The following is a 19631-nucleotide window of genomic DNA, read 5'->3' as shown; positions in this document are numbered from 1 at the left end:
CCTAAATTTAATTTTATAACGATGAAAAATTCAATAGTGATATTGATTCTGTTTACTTTACAACTTTCTTATGCCCAGGAAACCTCCAGTATTTCTGGTTTTGTTTCTGGCGAAGGAAAAAAAATAAAAGCCGCAAATGTGCATTTATTGGGTACAAATCAAAAAACAGTTACAGATAGTTTGGGATATTATGTTATTGGAAACCTTGGTACTGGAAATTATAAGATTCAAGTGACCTCGACTGGATTCAAACCAATGACCTTTAAAATCTCAGTTGTTGAAGGACAAAATATTAATCAAGATTTTGAGTTGGAAGATAACGAAAATCAACTTAATGAAGTTGTGGTTTCAGGAACTTTAAAGGCGGTAAAACGATTGGAAAGTGCTGTTCCGGTTGAGGTTTATTCGCCTGTTTTCTTCAGGAAAAATCCAACGCCAAGTATTTACGAAGCACTTCAAAACATCAATGGTGTTCGGCCACAGCTAAATTGTGGTGTTTGTAATACGGGTGATATTCATATTAATGGTTTGGAAGGGCCGTATACTTTGGTTTTAATTGATGGAATGCCAATTGTCAGTAGTCTTTCGACGGTTTACGGTTTATCCGGAATTCCGAATTCTTTGGTGGAACGAATTGAAATCGTCAAAGGTCCGGCTTCATCATTGTACGGAAGTGAGGCAGTTGGTGGCCTAATCAACATTATCACTAAAAACCCAACGAATGCTCCGGTTTTTGCTGCCGATGTTTTTACGACAACTTATTTAGAAACCAATGTCGATTTAGGCATGAAATTCAATCCAACCAAAAAATCGACTACACTTTTGGGAATCAACTATTTCGATTATAATCAGGTTATTGATAAAGACAAAGACGGTTTTACTGATGTGACTTTGTCTGAGAGAATTTCAGTTTTCAATAAATGGAATTTTCTGCGAAATAATAATCGGCTTTTTACGATCGCAGCACGCGGTATGTATGAAGATCGTTGGGGCGGAGATGTACGCTGGGAGAAAAAATACCGTGGCGGTGACGAAATTTATGGGGAAAGCATATACACAAAAAGAGGCGAATTAATTGGAAGTTATCAATTGCCTTTTGAAGAAAAATTAATGCTTTCGTTTTCCGGAAACGTTCATTATCAGGATAGTCGTTATGGAACAACATCCTATATCGCAAATCAGAAAATTGGGTTTTTACAATTAACGTGGGATAAAAAGTTGGGAAGAAACGATTTGCTTGCCGGAATTGCCAATCGTTATTCTTATTACGACGACAATACAACCGCAACAAAAGAAGCCGAAAATACCTGGCTGCCGGGAATTTTTGTTCAGGATGAAATTACGCTTTCGCCGAAAAGTCAGGTTTTGTTGGGAATGCGTTACGATTACAACTCGATTCATGGTTCAATTTATACGCCGAGAGTAGCGTATCGTTGGAAGAAAAATGAAAACACTATTTTCAGATTGAATGCCGGAACCGGATTTCGTGTTGTGAATTTATTTACCGAAGATCACGCGGCGCTTACCGGCTCACGCGATGTTGTAATTAAGAATGATTTGAAACCAGAGCAATCTGTAAACGCGAATCTGAATTACATTCAAAAAATAAATTTCACGAACGGCACTTTTATCGGAATTGAAACCACGGCTTTTTATACCCGTTTCAGCAATAAAATCATTTCTGATTATGAAACGGATCCGAATAAAATCATTTACGATAATATCAATGGTTACGCAATCAGTCAGGGAATTAGTACGAATGTAGATGTTAACTTTCCTTCGGGATTAAAAATGATTTTGGGAGCTACGGTTTTAGATAATAAAAATGTAGAAAACGGAATTTCAGAAAGACCATTTTTAACGGAAAATTTTACCGCAACCTGGAGCATTTCTTATAAAATAGAATCCTTAAATTTATTGTTGGATTATACGGGAAATGTTTACAGTCCGATGAACTTGCCTTTGTTGAGCAAATATGACCCGAGAAGTCCGAAATCACCTTGGTTTAGTATTCAGAATATTCAATTTACCTATTTTGGATGGAAGAATTTTGAGCTTTATGGTGGTATTAAGAATCTATTGAATTTTACGCCGATGCAGAAAAATCCGTTTTTGATTTCGAGAACGAATGATCCTTTTGATAAAAATGTACAATACGATTCGGCTGGAAAAGTATTGGTAACACCAGATAATCCGTACGGTTTGACTTTTGATACGACTTATGTTTACGGGCAAAATCAATCGATTCGCGGTTTTTTTGGATTGCGTTATACTTTGAAATAAAAATGTTTTTGCCACGAATTGCCCGAATTAGCACAAATTAAATTCGTGAAAATTGGTGTAATTAGCGGCAAACCTTTTTTAAATAATCCTTTTAATCTGTGAAATCTGTGGCAAAAAACTAACCAAATGAAAAAGCTAGCGATAATGATCTTCTTTTTTGGAATTACTTCAACTGGATTCTGTCAACTTCAAAGCAGATCTTTTGAAGCAATTGATAGTTTACAGCAAATTCAAAAGAAGAAAATAATCGTTTTTATTCATACCGATTGGTGTCAGTATTGCCAAAAAATGAAAGCTACCACTTTCAAAAATCAGGAAATTATTCAGAGTTTAAATTCGGATTTCTATTTTATTGATTTTAATGCCGAGGAAAAACGCGATATTTCTTTTAATAATCAGCTGTTTAAATATCAGCCAACCGGAAATAATGTTGGCGTTCATGAATTAGCGTTGCAACTCGGAACAATGAACAGCCAAATTGTATATCCGGTTTTATGTGTTTTGAATGATAAAAATGAAATCATTCTGCAATACAACAATTCCCTCAGTCCAAAAGATTTTAAACTACTTTTAGAAAAATTGAAAGAATAAAATTTCTTATTTTTGAGAATGAATTCTTCACAAATCAAACATTTCAACTACATTTTTACCGGAACGGGTTTATCAGCTTTTATGACAGTTTATAAAATGGTTTTATCTGAGAGATTTGCTGATAAATCTATTTTGCTTTTAGATGAAAATCAAAAGAAAACCAATGACAGAACCTGGTGTTTTTGGGCAAAGGAAGAAACAGTTTGGGATTCTATCATCGCCAAAAAATGGGATTCGGCTTTGTTTGCCAATGAAGATTTTAAGAGAGATTTGGACTTGAATCCTTATCAGTACAATCAAATTCGGGGAATTGATTTTTATAATTTTGTTTTTGTAGAACTTTCAAAACATCAAAATATTACTTTTTTAAATGAAAAAGTAACAGATATCAATGAACTCGAAACTCATGTTTTTGTAGGTACCGAAGAAGACAGATATACTTGTGATTATTTATTCAATAGTATTTATACTAAGGCTTTCGCCGAAAGGCAAACGAAATATCCGGTTTTGCAACAGCATTTTGTAGGTTGGTTCGTAAAAACTGAAGCTGTCGTTTTCAATCCGGAACAAGCTACTTTCATGGACTTTTCGGTGGAACAAAAAGGAAATACAAGATTTATGTATGTTTTGCCGACTTCTAAAAACGAAGCTTTAGTTGAATATACATTGTTTTCTGAAAAGGTTCTGCCAAAAGAAGAATATGAAAATGAGATTCAGTTGTATTTGGAGAAACTCGGAACAGATAAATTTCAAATTATAGAAAAGGAGCAGGGAAGTATCCCGATGACTTCTTATCCTTTTTGGAAGAAGAATACCAAAAGAGTGTTGAATATTGGAACTGCCGGTGGATGGACCAAAGCAAGTACGGGTTATACGTTTAGAGATTCGGATAAAAAATCTTCAGACTTAGTGGGATTTCTTCACACTTCGACTTCATTCAGGATGACAACATTCCATAAAAAAAACCGATTCTGGTTTTATGATTTACTGCTTTTGGATATTTTGCATCGTCACAATGAATTGGGAAGTGCCATTTTTTCTTCTTTATTCCGAAAAGGAAATCCCAAATTGGTTTTTAAGTTTTTAGATGAAGAAACCAATTTGTTTGAAGATGTTAAAGTTATTTTAAAGTGCCCTACTATTCCGTTTTTAAAAGCGTTATTTAGAGTGATTTTTCTTTCAAAATGAATTAACCAAAAACAAAGCCTTTGAAAAATATTACTTTAGGAATTAGTCTCTTTTTTACTCTTTTTTCTTTTGCGCAAGTATCCACAAACAAAGCACATGATGCAATTGTTGAAGAATTTTTGACCAATTGTGCCGAGAAACATAATTATGCATTTGAAATGTCGGAATGGCAAGCTTGTCTTGATCAGGGATTAAAAAAAGACAGTACTGTTGCCTATTTATGGCAACAAAAAGCAATGCCTTACTTTAAATGTAAAAAGTATGAAGCTGGAATGCAATATTTAGACAAAGCGGTATTTTATAACAAAGAGCGTTGGCTGTCTTACAGAGCTTTTATAAAATGTATTTTTGCACATACTTACAAAGACGCCATTAAAGACTTTGAAGAATGCATTAAACTTTATGGAGACAGCTATGTAATGGATCATTCTTTTAGCTTTTACATAGGAATCTGTTATTTGCAATTGAATGAATACGAAAAGGCGGAGAAACTTTTTGATGATTATGTATCCGATATTTATAAAAACAGACAGCAATTAGAACATCCGACAGCTTATTTTTATCAGGGAATTGCCAAGTATGAACTGAAAAAATGGGATGAAGCAATTGCCATTTTTGATAAAGCACTCAAAATCTATCCAGAATTTTCGGATGTAAAATATTATAAGGCAATTTGCTGGTTTAAACAAGGAAAGCCAAAAGAAGAAATTGGGGCTTTGATTGGCATTGCAAAGGAAGACGCTGCAAAAGGATTTTCTATTAACGAAGACAATACGATTTATGAAACATATCCGTATCAAAAGAAGTTTAGTAAAAAGTAATCTGTAAAATCTGTGTACAATCCCGCTCCTAATTATTATATCAATTCAACTATAACAAAACTTTATACTTCAAATTAAGTAGTTGCGCGTAAACTTTGTAACTTTGCAGTTCAAAAGTAAAATTTAAAAATAAAAAATATGTATCCAGAAGAAATGGTAAAACCAATGCAAGCTGAATTGACTGCTGCAGGTTTTCAAGATTTACATAGTGCTGACGCTGTAGATAATGCTATCAAAGCTGAAGGTACCACTTTAGTTGTTGTAAACTCTGTTTGTGGTTGTGCTGCTAGAAACGCACGTCCGGGAGCAAAAATGAGTTTAGAAGGTGCTAAAAAACCAGATCACTTAATTACAGTTTTCGCTGGTGTTGACAAAGAAGCTGTTGATGCTGCAAGACAACATATGTTTCCTTTTCCTCCATCATCGCCTTCTATGGCTTTGTTCAAAAACGGAGAATTGGTTCACATGTTAGAGCGTCACCACATCGAAGGCCGTCCAGCTGAATTAATCGCTGAGAATTTGCAAGATGCGTTTAACGAATTCTGTTAATTTTTAAGAGGCTGAAGTACTAAGTTGCTAAGGGTCTAAGATTTTAGGTTCAGAGGTACAAAGATTTTAAAAAGCACTATTAATTTAGTGCTTTTTTGTTTTTACTAAGTTCGCTTAGAACCTTTGCTTCTTTGAGCCTTTGCAACTTTGAACCTTTTTCCCTATTTTTGCAGCTCAAAAATAATTTCTAAACTTATAACTGTTTATAGCATGCAACTGTACAACACTTTAAGCGCAGAAGAAAGAGCCATCATGATCGATGATGCCGGTAAACAACGACTTACGTTGTCTTTCTATGCGTACGCCAAAATTCAAGATCCCAAAAAATTTCGCGACGATTTATTTTTAGCCTGGAATAAGCTTGATGCTTTAGGCCGAATTTATGTTGCCAATGAAGGAATAAATGCTCAAATGAGTATTCCTGAAGAAAATTTGGAGGCTTTTAGAGCAACTCTTGAAGTTTACGATTTCATGAAAGGCATACGATTGAATGAAGCTGTAGAGCATGATGATCATTCGTTTTTAAAATTGACCATTAAAGTTCGTGATAAAATCGTTGCTGACGGTTTGAATGACGAGACTTTTGATGTAACCAATATAGGCATTCACTTGAAAGCCAAAGAATTCAATGAAATTCTTGACGACCCAAATACTATTGTGGTTGATTTTAGAAATCACTACGAAAGTGAAGTAGGACATTTCAAAGGGGCCATTACTCCAGATGTTGAAACGTTTAGAGAGAGTTTACCCATAATCAACGAACAGCTTCAAAATCACAAGGAAGATAAAAAACTGGTAATGTATTGCACCGGTGGAATTCGTTGTGAAAAAGCAAGTGCTTATTTCAAACATCAGGGTTTTAAAAATGTTTATCAATTAGAAGGCGGAATTATTAATTACGCCAAACAAATTGAAGCTGAAGGTTTGGAAAGTAAATTCATTGGTAAAAACTTTGTATTTGACAATCGTCTGGGCGAAAGAATTACGGATGATATTATCTCACAATGTCACCAATGCGGAAAACCTTGTGATAATCACACCAATTGTGAAAATGATGGTTGCCATTTGTTATTTATTCAATGTGATGAATGTAAAGCCGCAATGGAAAACTGCTGTTCGACAGAATGTCTTGACATTATCCACATGCCTTTGGTCGATCAGGTTCGTTTGAGAACTGGAAAACAAGTTGGAAATAAAGTTTTCAGAAAAGGAAAATCGGAGAATCTAAAATTCAAACATTCCGGAGAATTATCAAATGTAGCTTTAGATGCAAGTGACTCGAGCGTTAGCGAACAGGCGAAACAAAAGCCAGCAGATATTCGTCAAAAAATCAAAGTAAAGAAAGTACTTCTTGGAAAAGCGGAACACTACTACGTGAAAGCACAAGTAGGTCAATTTACTATCGAAAATCTAGAACTAAATATTGGTGATAAAATCTTAATTTCCGGACCCACTACAGGAAATCAGGAATTGACTTTAGAAAAAATGGTTGTTAATGGTGCCGAAACCACCACTGCCAAAATTGGTGATATTGTTACTTTTGAAGTTCCATTTCGTATTCGTTTGTCAGATAAATTGTATAAAATTGTAAATTAGCGAAAATTTATGCTAATTTATTTATGTCACAATCGTTTACCAAATTATGGATTCATGCCATTTGGGCAACTAAATCTTGTCAGGAATTAATTGATTTCTCAATTGAGAAAAAAATGTACGATTTCATTTGGCAAGAGTTAACAGAACTTGGATGTCCTGTCAGAATCATTAATGGAATGCCTGATCACGTACATGTTTTATTTTTACAAAATCCACAAAAAACTATTTCAGACATTGTAAAGCAAATAAAAGGAAGTTCTTCTCATTTTATAAATAGAGAAGAACTTATCCTTGAAAAATTTGCGTGGCAAGAAGGCTTTGCAGCTTATTCAGTCAGCGAGTCCCAGTTAGATGCCGCTTACAATTATATTAAAAATCAAAAAGAACATCATCTCAAGAAAAATGGGCAAGATGAATTTGATGATTTTGTAAAATTGCATGGATTGGATAAAAAATGATTGCTCATTAATACATCTCCCGTGGTTGAAACCACGTGCTATATTGAAATACCATACACAAAAGTCAAAACATAGCCTGCGGTTTCAACCGTAGGGACGCAATGGATATTTACAACGGATAGTACATTCTGAAAGGTTGATTTGGCATTGATATGCTCCCCGTGGTTGAAACCACGGGCTATATTGAAAACCATGCACAAGGGGAAAAATATAGCCTGCGGTTTCAACCGCAGGGACGCAATGGATATCCGCCACAATAATACGCTCACCGCGGTTTAAACCACGGGCTATATTTTAAAAAAACACATAAAAAAACATTGCCAACGGTTTCGGCTATTTTAAACAATATCTACAAAAATGACACATACAAATAAAATTGAACTCATGGCTCCCGCAGGGAGCTTTGAGTCACTTCAGGCTGCGCTCGATAATGGCGCAGATTCTATCTACTTTGGCGTAGAACAACTCAACATGCGTGCGCGTTCGACGGTAAACTTCACGATGGATGGTTTGAAGGAAATTGCGAATCGCTGTGAAGTAAAAAAAGTTCGAAGCTATCTTACGTTGAACACAATTATTTACGATCACGATTTATCTGTCGTAAAAACACTTTTGACTAAAGCCAAACAGGCTAATATTACTGCAGTAATTGCTTCTGATCAGGCCGTTATTGCTATGGCAAGAAGCATTTCGATGGAAGTTCATATTTCGACGCAGTTGAATGTAACGAATATCGAAACCATAAAATTCTATAGTTTGTTTGCTGATACCATGGTTTTGAGCAGGGAATTGAGTTTGCGTCAGGTAAAGAAAATCACAGATCAAATAGAGAAAGAGCAGATTAAAGGTCCTAGTGGAAATTTAGTTGAAATTGAAATTTTCGGCCACGGTGCTTTGTGTATGGCCGTTTCCGGAAAATGTTATTTGAGTCTGCATTCGCATAATTCATCTGCAAATCGAGGAGCGTGTAAGCAAAATTGCCGAAAAAAATATACCGTTATCGACCAGGAAACAGGTTTTGAAATTGAATTGGACAATGAATATATGATGTCGCCAAAAGATTTATGCACGATAGATTTTCTGGATCAGGTTATCGATTCCGGAATTCAGGTGCTAAAAATTGAAGGCCGCGGCCGTGCGCCTGAATATGTGGCGACTGTAATCAAAACATATAGAGAAGCTATTGATGCATATTACGATCAAACTTTCTCCAAAGAAAAAATCAAGGTTTGGATGGAAGCTTTGTATACGGTTTACAATCGTGGCTTTTGGTCTGGCTATTATCTGGGTCAGGAATTGGGAGAATGGAGTGCTATTCCCGGATCTGCAGCGACTCAAAAGAAAGTTTATGTAGGGAAAGGAACGCATTATTTTCCAAAAGCAGAAGTCGGGCAATTCAAAATTGAAGCGTATGATATCAAAATTGGAGATAAAATTTTAGTAACCGGACCAAGTACAGGAGCCCAGGAAATGATTATTGATGAAATGTTTGTGGATGATATTGCTGCTGAAAAAGCAACAAAAGGAGATGATTGTACATTCAAATTGCCATTCCGAATCAGGATGTCTGATAAATTATATAAAATTGTTGAGGCATAATGGTCATTATAACATTACAAAGAGACAAATGCATCGGATGTAATTATTGTGTCGAAATGGATCCGATACATTTTCAAATGTCAAAAAAAGACGGAAAATCAGTTTTGCTTCATTCGCAGAATGCAAAAGGATTTTTTACTTTAAAATCTCTTAATCATACTATTGTCGAAAGCTGTGAGTTGGCGGCAAAGGCATGTCCGGTTAAGATTATTACGGTTAAGGAAACTTAAAATTTTTGATTTAAAATGTTTTTAATAATCCTATTTTGCAGTCTGTGAAATAGGATTTTTTATTTAACAAGCATTTAGTTTTAATGCATAAAAAGCAAACTAAAAAAAATACTATCTTTACCGATTAAACGTTTATGAACTTAAGTTGCTTTTTGCAACACTACATATATAATTATGGCATGTACAAGTTGTTCAACCTCAGATGGTGGTGCACCAAAGGGTTGTAAAAATAATGGGACTTGCGGCACCGATAGCTGCAATAAATTAACGGTTTTTGACTGGCTCGCGAACATGAGCCCGTCTAATGGAGAGGGTATTTTTGATTGTGTTGAGGTTCGTTTTAAAAACGGCCGCAAGGAATTTTTTAGAAATTCAGAGAAATTAACTTTAAGTATTGGTGATATTGTAGCAACTGTTGCATCACCAGGACATGATATTGGGATCGTTACTTTGACAGGCGAATTGGTAAAAATTCAAATGAAGAAAAAGGGTGTAAACCATGAAAGTAACGAAGTTCCAAAAATTTACAGAAAAGCATCTCAAAAAGACATCGATATTTGGTCTGTTGCGCGTGATCGCGAGGAGCCAATGAAGGTTCGAGCGCGTGAATTAGCGATTCAGCATAAACTGGAAATGAAAATTTCTGATATTGAATTTCAGGGAGACGGATCGAAAGCGACGTTTTATTACACCGCAAATGACAGAGTCGATTTTAGACTTTTGATTAAAGATTTTGCTAAAGAATTCAGTACAAGAGTCGAAATGAAACAAGTGGGTTTCCGTCAGGAAGCAGCACGTTTAGGCGGAATTGGTTCTTGCGGACGTGAACTTTGCTGTTCGACGTGGTTAACTGATTTTAGAAGTGTAAATACTTCGGCAGCACGTTACCAACAGCTTTCGCTGAATCCTCAAAAATTAGCCGGACAATGCGGTAAATTAAAGTGTTGCTTAAATTATGAGCTTGACACTTACATGGATGCCTTGAAAGATTTCCCGGATTATGATACTAAATTAGTAACCGAAAAAGGAGATGCAATCTGTCAAAAACAAGATATTTTTAAAGGATTAATGTGGTTTGCTTACACTAATAATTTTGCAAACTGGCATGTTCTGAAAATTGATCAGGTAAAAGAAATTATTGCCGAAAACAAACAAAAAAACAAAGTCTCTTCATTAGAAGATTTTGCAATCGAAATTGTTTTAGAGCCTGAAAAAGACTTTAACAATGCAATGGGTCAGGAGAGTTTAACTCGTTTTGATCAGCCGAAGAAAAAGAAAAAACCAAATCGCAAACGCAAACCAAATGCGGAAGGCGCGGTTGTAGCTGCTCCAGCACCAAATAAACCGCAACAAGGAAATAATAATAATAATAAACCGACTGGCGGAAATCCGAATAAATCGAATAAGCCGCACAACAAACAAAATCAATCGAATAAGCCTAATAATTCGAATGAAAACAAGTTGGCTGAGCCTAGAAAACCCATAATTATTACTAAAAATGAGAATAAAAAATAGCGGAATTCTCCTTTTGACAGCAATATTTCTTTTTTCTTGTGATAAAAAAAGAGTATTTGACGAGTACAAATCTGTTGGAAGTGCCTGGCACAAAGACAGCGTTGTTACTTTTGATTTACCTGTTTTAGATTCCACCAAAAAATACAATTTATTTGTAAATTTGAGAGACAATAACGATTATCCGTTCAATAATTTGTTTTTAATAGTTGCTCTTGAAATGCCGAATGGTTTCACAAAAGTTGATACGTTAGAATATCAAATGGCAAATCCGGACGGGACTTTATTAGGAAACGGTTTTACAGATATTAAAGAAAGTAAACTGTATTATAAAGAAGGCGTTAAGTTTAGAGGAAAATATAAAGTACACATCAAACAAGCGGTGAGACAATCTGGTAAAATTCCAGGGGTTCAGGAGTTAGATGGTATTACAGATGTAGGTTTTAGAATAGAACAAAAAGATTAGAAAATAGTTATTTATGGCCACCAAAAAAAACAATCAACCTAATAGTAATAAAGATATTAACTATTATAAAAAGAAATTCTGGAGAGTTTTTGCTTATACTTTGCTTGGAATTTTAGCTTTCTTTTTATTTGCCTCTTGGGGATTATTCGGTTCCATGCCTTCTTTTGAAGATTTGGAGAATCCGGATTCTAACTTAGCTACCGAAATCATTTCTTCTGATGGAGTTGTGCTTGGTAAGTACTTTAAAACCAATAGATCACAACTTAAATATTCAGATTTGCCAAAAAATTTGGTTGAAGCCTTGGTAGCTACTGAAGATGCCCGTTTTTATGAACATTCAGGAATTGACGGACGCGGTACTCTAAGAGCTGTTTTTACTTTAGGAACTAATGGTGGAGCGAGTACATTAACACAACAGTTAGCAAAACAATTATTCCACGGAGAGGGATCTAAATTCCTTCCGTTCAGGATTGTACAAAAAATAAAAGAATGGATTATTGCCATTCGTCTGGAAAGACAATATACCAAAAATGAAATCCTGGCAATGTATTGCAACGTTTATGATTTCGGAAATTATTCAGTTGGAGTTAGTTCTGCTGCACAAACTTATTTCTCTAAAGAACCAAAAGATCTAACGATGGACGAATCGGCTATTTTAGTCGGAATGTTTAAAAATTCGGGATTATACAATCCGGTTCGTAATCCACAAGGCGTAAAAAATCGTCGAAATGTGGTTCTTGGACAAATGGAAAAAGCCAAAATGATCACTACTGCTGAGAAGTTAAGATTACAGGCTTTACCAATTACTTTAAAATTCAAATTGGAAAGTCACCGCGAAGGAACTGCAACTTATTTCAGGGAATATCTTCGTGATTACATGAAAAAATGGGTAGCGGAGAACAAAAAACCAGACGGTTCTGATTATGACATCTACAAAGATGGTTTGAAAATTTATACAACAATCGATTCAAGAATGCAGTCTTATGCAGAAGAAGCGGTTACTGAACATATGAAAAATTTACAACAACAATTTTTCATCGACCAGAAAAACAATAAAAATGCACCTTTCGTAAATATTACTCAGGCAGAAACTGATAAGCTTATGATGCAGGCGATGAAAAATTCTACACGTTGGGCCATCATGAAAGATATGGATAAAAGTGAAGATGATATCATTGCCTCATTTAAAGTAAAAACACAAATGCGCATTTTTACGTGGAAAGGGGAACGCGATACTATTATGACTCCGCTGGATTCTATTCGTTATTACAAACACTTTTTACAATCTGGTTTAATGGCAATGGAGCCTCAAACCGGAAATATCAAAGCGTGGGTTGGTGGAATTAATTACAAATATTTCCAATACGATCACGTTGGGCAGGGAGCAAGACAAGTTGGTTCGACTTTCAAGCCATTCGTTTATGCAACAGCAATCGAACAATTAAATATGTCTCCTTGTGATTCAATTTTAGATGGTCCATTTATGATTCATAAAGGACGTCATCACGTAACAGAAGATTGGGAGCCAAGAAACTCAGATAACAGATACCGTGGAATGGTAACTTTGAAACAAGGTTTGGCGAATTCTATCAATACGGTTTCGGCTAAATTAATTGACAGAACAGGTCCTGAAGCTGTTGTTGAATTGACACAAAAATTAGGAGTTAAAACCGAAATTCCGGTACAGCCGTCAATTGCTCTTGGCGCTGTTGATATTACGGTTGAAGATATGGTTGCCGCTTACAGTACATTTGCAAATCAGGGAGTTTATGTAAAACCTCAATTTTTAAGCCGTATTGAAAACAAAAGCGGAGAGGTTATTTACGAACCAATTCCTGAATCTCATGATGTTTTAAACAAAGATATTGCCTTTGCAGTTATTAAATTATTAGAAGGAGTTACTGAAACCGGTTCTGGTGCACGTTTGCGCACTGAAGGCGGAGGAAGCGGAGATAATCGTTGGACAGGATATCCCTATATGTTCAGAAACCCTATTGCCGGTAAAACAGGAACAACGCAAAATCAATCAGACGGTTGGTTTATGGGAATGGTTCCGAACTTAGTAACCGGAGTTTGGGTGGGTTGCGAAGATCGTTCAGCACGTTTCAAAAGTCTGACTTATGGTCAGGGAGCTACAGCGGCATTGCCGGTTTGGGCTTATTTTATGAAACTTTGCTATAAAGATGAAAACCTTCAGATTTCTAAATCTGAATTTGAACGTCCGGCTAATCTTTCAATAAAAGTAGATTGTTACAGCAGACCTGCAGTTGTGAAAGATACTACTCAAACAGAGCAAAATACAGACGAATTCGAACTATAGTTTAGATTCTCTCTTTAAATAAAAAATATCCTTTTGTAGCTTCTGAAATTCGGAAGGATACAAAAGGATATTTTTTTGAAATGGGTATGTTTTATTTTTTACGAAATCGTTATAATTTAATCTAAAAATCTTATTTTTATCAAAAATATATAGCAATAAAGACAGTTTGTTATGATAACAAAAAAAGTAAATAACGTTCAGGAAGCCATAAAAGGAATAGAAAATAGCATGACCATCATGTTTGGAGGTTTCGGATTATGCGGAATTCCTGAAAATACGATTGCAGCATTAGTAAACACAACAATTTCAGACTTAACTTGTATTTCAAATAATGCAGGAGTTGATGATTTTGGTTTAGGATTGCTTTTGCAGAAGAAACAAATAAAAAAAATGATTTCATCTTATGTGGGTGAAAATGCTGAGTTCGAACGCCAAATGCTTTCAGGAGAATTGGAAGTGGAACTGACTCCCCAAGGAACTTTGGCAGAACGTTGTCGCGCAGCACAAGCCGGAATCCCCGCTTTCTTTACACCTGCGGGTTATGGAACCGAAGTTGCCGAAGGAAAGGAAGTTCGGGAATTCAACGGAAAAAGGCATATTATGGAACAAGCTTTCAAAGCGGACTTTGCCATTGTAAAAGCATGGAAAGGTGACGAAGCCGGAAATCTTATCTTCAAAGGAACTGCCAGAAACTTCAATGCGTGTATGGCCGGTGCTGCAAAAATCACTATTGCCGAGGTTGAAGAATTGGTTCCGGTTGGGACTTTAGATCCAAATCAAATTCACATTCCGGGAATTATGGTACAACGTATCTTTCAGGGAGAGAAATTTGAGAAAAGAATTGAACAACGAACTGTGAGACAGAGAGCATAATTAGATAATGAGAGAATTTGTCAATTAGACAATTACCTTGATTGTGTAAAAAGACGTATTATCTAATTATCAAATTTTCTAATTGGCACATTTAATAAATTAGATAATTGAGAGAATTAGTCAATTAGATAATGAATTAGATTGCGCAAAAAACAAGCATTATCTAATTATCAAATTTTCTAATTGGCACATTTAGAAAAGGCTTTGTAAAAAATAAAATAATGAATCGAATTGCTGTAATTCTAATTTCTTTTCTTTCGTTTCAGGCCTTTTCGCAAACGACAAATGATCTGCGACAACAATTAAATCAGATTATTGCTAGTAAGAACGCAACAGTCGGAATTTCTATTAAAAGTATTGAAGATAAAGATACTCTAAGTATTAATGGAAATTTGAAAGCACCAATGATGAGTGTTTTTAAATTCCATATTGCTTTAACTGTTTTAAATCAAGTTGATGAAGGAAAGCTTTCATTGGATCAAAAAATCTTTATTAAGAAGAAGGATTTACATGAAAATACCTGGAGTCCAATGAGGGAGGATTATCCGGAAGGAAATATGGACTTGACGCTAGATAAATTGTTGCGATATACGGTTTCTCACAGTGATAATAACGGTTGCGATTTATTGATCAATTTAGTTGGAGGTACAAAAGTCATTCAGAAATTCATAAATAAACAAGGAATTAAGGATTTCGTTATTAAGGTCAACGAACAGCAAATGGAAACCTGGAAAAACCTTTATGTAAATACAACAACTCCATTGACAACAACAGAATTGCTGGAAAAATTCTATAAAGGAGAAGTTCTAAAAGAAGAAACAACCAAATATTTATATGAAATAATGGTAGAAACTTCAAGAGGACTTACCTGGATGAAGGCCGGACTTCCCGAAGGAACTGAACTGGCACACAGAACCGGAATATCAGGAACAAACGATAATAACCTGAGAGTTGCCATGAATGACATTGGAATCGTAAAACTTCCAAATGGAAAACATTTTATTCTTTCGGTTTATTTAAAAGAGATTACTGAAACCAAAGAAGATACAGAGAAAATAATTGCAGATATAGCAAAAGCAACCTGGGATTATTTTACCAAGAAGAATTAGATAATTGAGAAAATTAGATAATTTATGTAAGCGGGTAGCGGCATTATCTAATTATCAAATTGACTAATTGGCACATTTAATAAAATTGACACATTGAACTTATGTTAACAAAAGAAGATATTGCAAAACGTATTGCAAAAGAGGTAAAAGACCGCTATTTCGTTAATCTTGGAATCGGGATTCCAACTTTGGTGGCGAATTATGTTAGGGAAGATATCGCGGTTGAATTTCAAAGTGAAAATGGAGTTCTTGGAATGGGACCTTTTCCGTTTGCCGGAGAAGAAGATGCTGATATTATCAATGCAGGAAAACAAACCATTACGACACTTCCGGGAGCTAGTTTCTTTGATTCGGCTTTTAGTTTCGGAATGATCCGCAGTCAAAAAGTGGATTTAACGATTTTGGGTGCGATGGAAGTTTCAGAAAACGGAGATATTGCCAACTGGAAAATTCCGGGTAAAATGGTAAAAGGAATGGGAGGTGCAATGGATTTGGTGGCTTCCGCCGAAAATATCATCGTTGCGATGATGCACGTTAATAAGGCAGGAGAATCAAAAATACTTAAAAAATGTACTTTGCCATTAACGGGTGTAGGTTGCGTTAAAAAGGTTGTAACAGAATTGGCAGTTCTCGAAGTAACAGAAAAAGGTTTTAAGCTCTTAGAACGCGCGCCAGGTATTTCTGTTGAACATATCATTGCCTCAACTGAGGCTGATTTGATAATTGAAGGAGAAATTCCTGAAATGAATATTTAGCTTATTTTTTTTAGATTAATAAAAATAGAAGGCTAGCTTTTAAAGGCTAGCCTTTTTTGTTTTAATAAATGGTGAGACTAGAGTATTGGTGGCTTTTTAATCGAAATGGGATTTGTAAGTATTTTTTTTGGTTAAAGGGATGTTAGTCAATGATATAATTGTTTTTTAGTCTATTTTATTGTAAGATTCTTATAATTTGTTAAATAAAAGTGAATTTCAAATAAAAAATGTTGTATTTTATCGATTAAAGGTAAAATTAATCGATTATATAACAAATTTGAAATACTTTTAACAAAAATTAAAGTATTTACTTACGTTAAGTATTTTATTTGTAATCCATTTAACCAAACTTTAACCAAACTTATTATGGAAAGAAAATTACCTAAAATTTTAGCATTAACTACTGTTTTTCTTGCGTTTTCGCTCACTGTTTCCGCACAGCAAACCGACAAAAGAGTTAGTAAAAAAGATTTATCTGAAAACGGTCTGCCTAGTTCAATTACTTTTAATGACAAATCAACCTATAAAGGTTCTGATTCGCAAAAGGTTTTTAAAGAGCAATTGGGTTTAAAAGACAGTCAGTCTTTTTCAAAGATTAGAATAGAATCTGATAAAGAAGGTTTTACGCATGAAAAATTTCAATTATATGAACAAGGAATTAAAGTGGAGTTTGCTAACTATACTTTACATTCAAAAGGCGGAAAATTAGTTTCGATGAACGGGGAATTTTATGCTTTTGAAAATGTAAATACAACCCCAAAATTATCAAACCAGGCAGCTTTTGATAAAGCTATCGCTTACACAGGCGCAAAACAATATTTATGGGAAACCCCAGAAGATGCAGCTGCAATGGATTATGAAAAACCAATTGGAGAACTGGTTTTATTGCCATCTATGGAAGATCAGGGACAATTGAGAAAAAGCGATAAAGTACGACTGGCTTATAAATTTGATATTTATGCAACAAATCCTTTAAGCCGTGGCGATCTTTATATCGATGCTGAAACCGGAAAAGCATTATTTTATAATGCAACAATTAAACATCTTGGTGAACATAGTCATGGAAGATCAAATGTTTCAGGAGCTAAAGAACAAAAAAATACAGCTTCAAAAATTGCGGTTGTTGCGGCCAACGCAGCAACTCGTTATAGTGGTACTCAAACTATTCAGACAAGTTTAAGCGGTTCCTCTTATATTTTATCAGATGTTACCCGTGGGAATGGTGTTCAAACTTACAATTCTGCAAGAACGGCAACATATCCAACAACAAACTTTACCGATGCAGATAATAACTGGACAGCTGCTGAATATAATAATACAAATAAAGACAATGGTGCACTCGATGCACATTGGGGAGCTGAAATGACTTATGATTACTGGTCAGCAGTCCATGGCAGAAATAGTTATGACAATGCCGGAGCAAAAATCAAAAGTTATGTGCACTATAATTTAGTTGCCGCCGGATACCCAAATAATAACAATGCGTTTTGGAACGGAAGTGTTATGACCTACGGCGACGGAACCGGAACCGGAGGTTTTGATATTTTAACTGCAATGGATGTTGCGGGACATGAAATAGGTCATGCAGTATGTACGTATACCGCTAATTTAGCTTACCAAAAAGAGTCTGGAGCGATGAACGAAGCTTTCTCAGATATTTGGGGAGCTTGTATCGAATATCGCGCAACGCCTACAAAATCAACTTGGTTGATTGGTGAGGATATTGAAAGAAGAACGGGGCATTTAGCTTTACGCTCTATGAGTGATCCAAACTCTGAAGGTCAGCCAGATACTTACGGAGGAACTTATTGGGTTAATGTGAGCTGTACACCAACTAACAATAATGACTATTGTGGTGTTCATACAAATTCTGGTGTATTAAACCACTGGTTTTACATACTATCTGTTGGAAAATCAGGAACCAACGACATCGGAAGTGCGTATAATGTGACTGGAATTACAATTGATAAAGCAGCAAAAATCGCTTATCGTCTTGAAAGCGTTTATTTAACTGCAAATTCGACTTACGCAAATGCCAGAACTTCAGGCATACAGTCTGCTATTGATTTATACGGTGCTGGTTCTGCTGAAGTTATTGCTACAACAAATGCATTTTATGCCGTTGGTGTTGGAGCAGCTTACTCGGGATCTACAGATACTGTTGCGCCTACAGCTCCAACAGCCCTTGCTGCTTCAGGCACGACAGGTACAACTACCAATTTATCTTGGACTGCTTCTACAGATAATGTAGCAGTAACAGGATACGATATTTATCAGGGGGCAACTTTAAAAGGCTCGTCTACAACGACAACTTATACAGTTACCGGACTAAGTGCTTCGACTGCCTATACTTTTACAGTAAAAGCTAAAGATGCAGCAGGAAATGTTTCAGCAGCAAGCAATGCTGTAAATGTTACGACCACCGCAACTACGGTAACATATTGTACATCTAAAGGAAATAGCTCGGCAGATGAAAGAATTGGCAAAGTAGTTTTTGGTACAATCAATAATACTTCTACAGGAACAACGGGTTATGAAAATTATAGTGCTATTTCTACAAATGCAACAAGAGGAACAGCGTATACAATTACAATTACGCCAACCTGGACTTCTTCTGTTTACAGCGAGGGATATGCTGTTTTTATAGATTACAACCAGGATGGTGATTTTGCAGATTCTGGAGAGACAGCCTGGACAAAAGCTTCATCAACAACAACTCCGGTAACGGGTTCCATTACAATTCCATCAACTGCAACACTTGGAACAACAAAAGTAAGGGTTTCTATGAAGTACAACGGAATTCCAACATCTTGTGAATCTTTTTCTTATGGGCAAGTAGAAGATTATTCTATAAACATAACGGCTTCTGGTGCAGTTGCTGTCGAAGAAATTGCAGCAGGACTAGTTGAAACTATTGAAACTTCAAGTTTTGCCTTATATCCTAATCCGGTTGAAAATGAATTAAATGTTTCTTTTTCAAATAGCAACGGATATTCTTATAAAATTTCAAATACAATAGGTCAGCAAGTTATTTCAGGAGAAATTTCAGGGAATGCTATCGATGTAAGTAAATTGACTACAGGATTTTATATTATTGAATTAAATAATGGTGAAAAAAGAATTGTTAAGAAATTCGTTAAGAGATAAAAATTGTAATTTAGTAAAAATGAAAAGCCTCGCAAATGAACTGCCCCCAAAATGTTAGACACAATTTGGGGGCATTTTTATGGAAAGAAAAGTAAAATACAGTATTGAATTTAAACTTCATTGTGTAAATGAGG

16 protein-coding genes are annotated in these 19631 nt (G+C 35.4%); all 16 read left to right on the top strand.

Annotated elements, in window-relative coordinates; translation table 11 throughout:
- Positions 1 to 21: 21 nt before the first annotated feature.
- Positions 22 to 2283: a TonB-dependent receptor gene (locus ASC72_RS22855; RefSeq protein ID WP_056196514.1), complete on the top strand. Its 2262-nt coding sequence runs from the start codon at positions 22 to 24 to the stop codon at positions 2281 to 2283.
- A 126-nt stretch (positions 2284 to 2409) separates the two neighbouring features.
- Entirely contained in the window at positions 2410 to 2874 is a 465-nt protein-coding gene (locus tag ASC72_RS22850; RefSeq protein WP_056196511.1) for a thioredoxin family protein, read from the top strand.
- An 18-nt stretch (positions 2875 to 2892) separates the two neighbouring features.
- Positions 2893 to 4062: a lycopene cyclase family protein gene (locus ASC72_RS22845; protein WP_056196509.1), complete on the top strand. Its 1170-nt coding sequence runs from the start codon at positions 2893 to 2895 to the stop codon at positions 4060 to 4062.
- Positions 4063 to 4082: 20 nt separating this feature from the next.
- Complete coding sequence (locus ASC72_RS22840) at positions 4083 to 4883, top strand: tetratricopeptide repeat protein (protein ID WP_056196505.1); 801 nt, start codon at positions 4083 to 4085, stop codon at positions 4881 to 4883.
- Positions 4884 to 5021: 138 nt separating this feature from the next.
- On the top strand, positions 5022 to 5432 hold the full coding sequence (locus ASC72_RS22835) for a BrxA/BrxB family bacilliredoxin (protein ID WP_026982321.1): 411 nt from the start codon (positions 5022 to 5024) through the stop codon (positions 5430 to 5432).
- A 210-nt stretch (positions 5433 to 5642) separates the two neighbouring features.
- Complete coding sequence (locus ASC72_RS22830) at positions 5643 to 7028, top strand: rhodanese-related sulfurtransferase (protein WP_056196502.1); 1386 nt, start codon at positions 5643 to 5645, stop codon at positions 7026 to 7028.
- 23 nt (positions 7029 to 7051) lie between these two features.
- Positions 7052 to 7486 (top strand): IS200/IS605 family transposase, encoded by a 435-nt coding sequence (gene tnpA / locus ASC72_RS22825; protein WP_056196501.1) that lies wholly within the window; start codon positions 7052 to 7054, stop codon positions 7484 to 7486.
- A 357-nt stretch (positions 7487 to 7843) separates the two neighbouring features.
- Positions 7844 to 9085 carry a peptidase U32 family protein gene (locus tag ASC72_RS22820; RefSeq protein WP_056196498.1) on the top strand — a complete coding sequence of 414 codons (1242 nt, stop codon included), beginning with the start codon at positions 7844 to 7846 and terminating at the stop codon, positions 9083 to 9085.
- Positions 9085 to 9315 (top strand): ferredoxin, encoded by a 231-nt coding sequence (locus ASC72_RS22815; protein ID WP_056196496.1) that lies wholly within the window; start codon positions 9085 to 9087, stop codon positions 9313 to 9315. The genes ASC72_RS22820 and ASC72_RS22815 overlap by 1 nt, the downstream gene beginning before the upstream one ends.
- Positions 9316 to 9489: 174 nt before the next feature.
- Positions 9490 to 10830 (top strand): regulatory iron-sulfur-containing complex subunit RicT, encoded by a 1341-nt coding sequence (locus tag ASC72_RS22810; protein WP_056196493.1) that lies wholly within the window; start codon positions 9490 to 9492, stop codon positions 10828 to 10830.
- Positions 10814 to 11293, top strand: a complete 480-nt coding sequence (locus ASC72_RS22805; RefSeq protein WP_056196491.1) for a gliding motility lipoprotein GldH — start codon at positions 10814 to 10816, stop codon at positions 11291 to 11293. Before ASC72_RS22810 ends, ASC72_RS22805 begins: the two co-directional genes overlap by 17 nt.
- 13 nt (positions 11294 to 11306) lie before the next feature.
- Positions 11307 to 13613, top strand: a complete 2307-nt coding sequence (locus ASC72_RS22800) for a penicillin-binding protein 1A (RefSeq protein WP_056196488.1) — start codon at positions 11307 to 11309, stop codon at positions 13611 to 13613.
- 171 nt (positions 13614 to 13784) lie between these two features.
- A complete protein-coding gene (locus ASC72_RS22795) occupies positions 13785 to 14486 on the top strand; it encodes a CoA transferase subunit A (RefSeq protein WP_056196485.1) in 702 nt (233 codons plus the stop codon).
- A 221-nt stretch (positions 14487 to 14707) separates the two neighbouring features.
- Positions 14708 to 15595 carry a class A beta-lactamase, subclass A2 gene (bla, locus tag ASC72_RS22790; RefSeq protein WP_056196482.1) on the top strand — a complete coding sequence of 296 codons (888 nt, stop codon included), beginning with the start codon at positions 14708 to 14710 and terminating at the stop codon, positions 15593 to 15595.
- 101 nt (positions 15596 to 15696) lie between these two features.
- The gene (locus ASC72_RS22785) at positions 15697 to 16350 is read left to right on the top strand and encodes a CoA transferase subunit B (protein WP_056196479.1); all 654 of its coding nucleotides are present in this window, start codon (positions 15697 to 15699) and stop codon (positions 16348 to 16350) included.
- A gap of 366 nt (positions 16351 to 16716) precedes the next feature.
- Entirely contained in the window at positions 16717 to 19497 is a 2781-nt protein-coding gene (locus tag ASC72_RS22780; RefSeq protein WP_056196476.1) for a M4 family metallopeptidase, read from the top strand.
- The last annotated feature ends 134 nt before the right edge of the window (positions 19498 to 19631 follow it).

Source organism: Flavobacterium sp. Root420 (genome assembly GCF_001427905.1).
Taxonomy (GTDB): domain Bacteria; phylum Bacteroidota; class Bacteroidia; order Flavobacteriales; family Flavobacteriaceae; genus Flavobacterium.
Note: the sequence above shows the minus strand (reverse complement) of the source record. Positions and strands in the feature narration are given on the sequence as shown.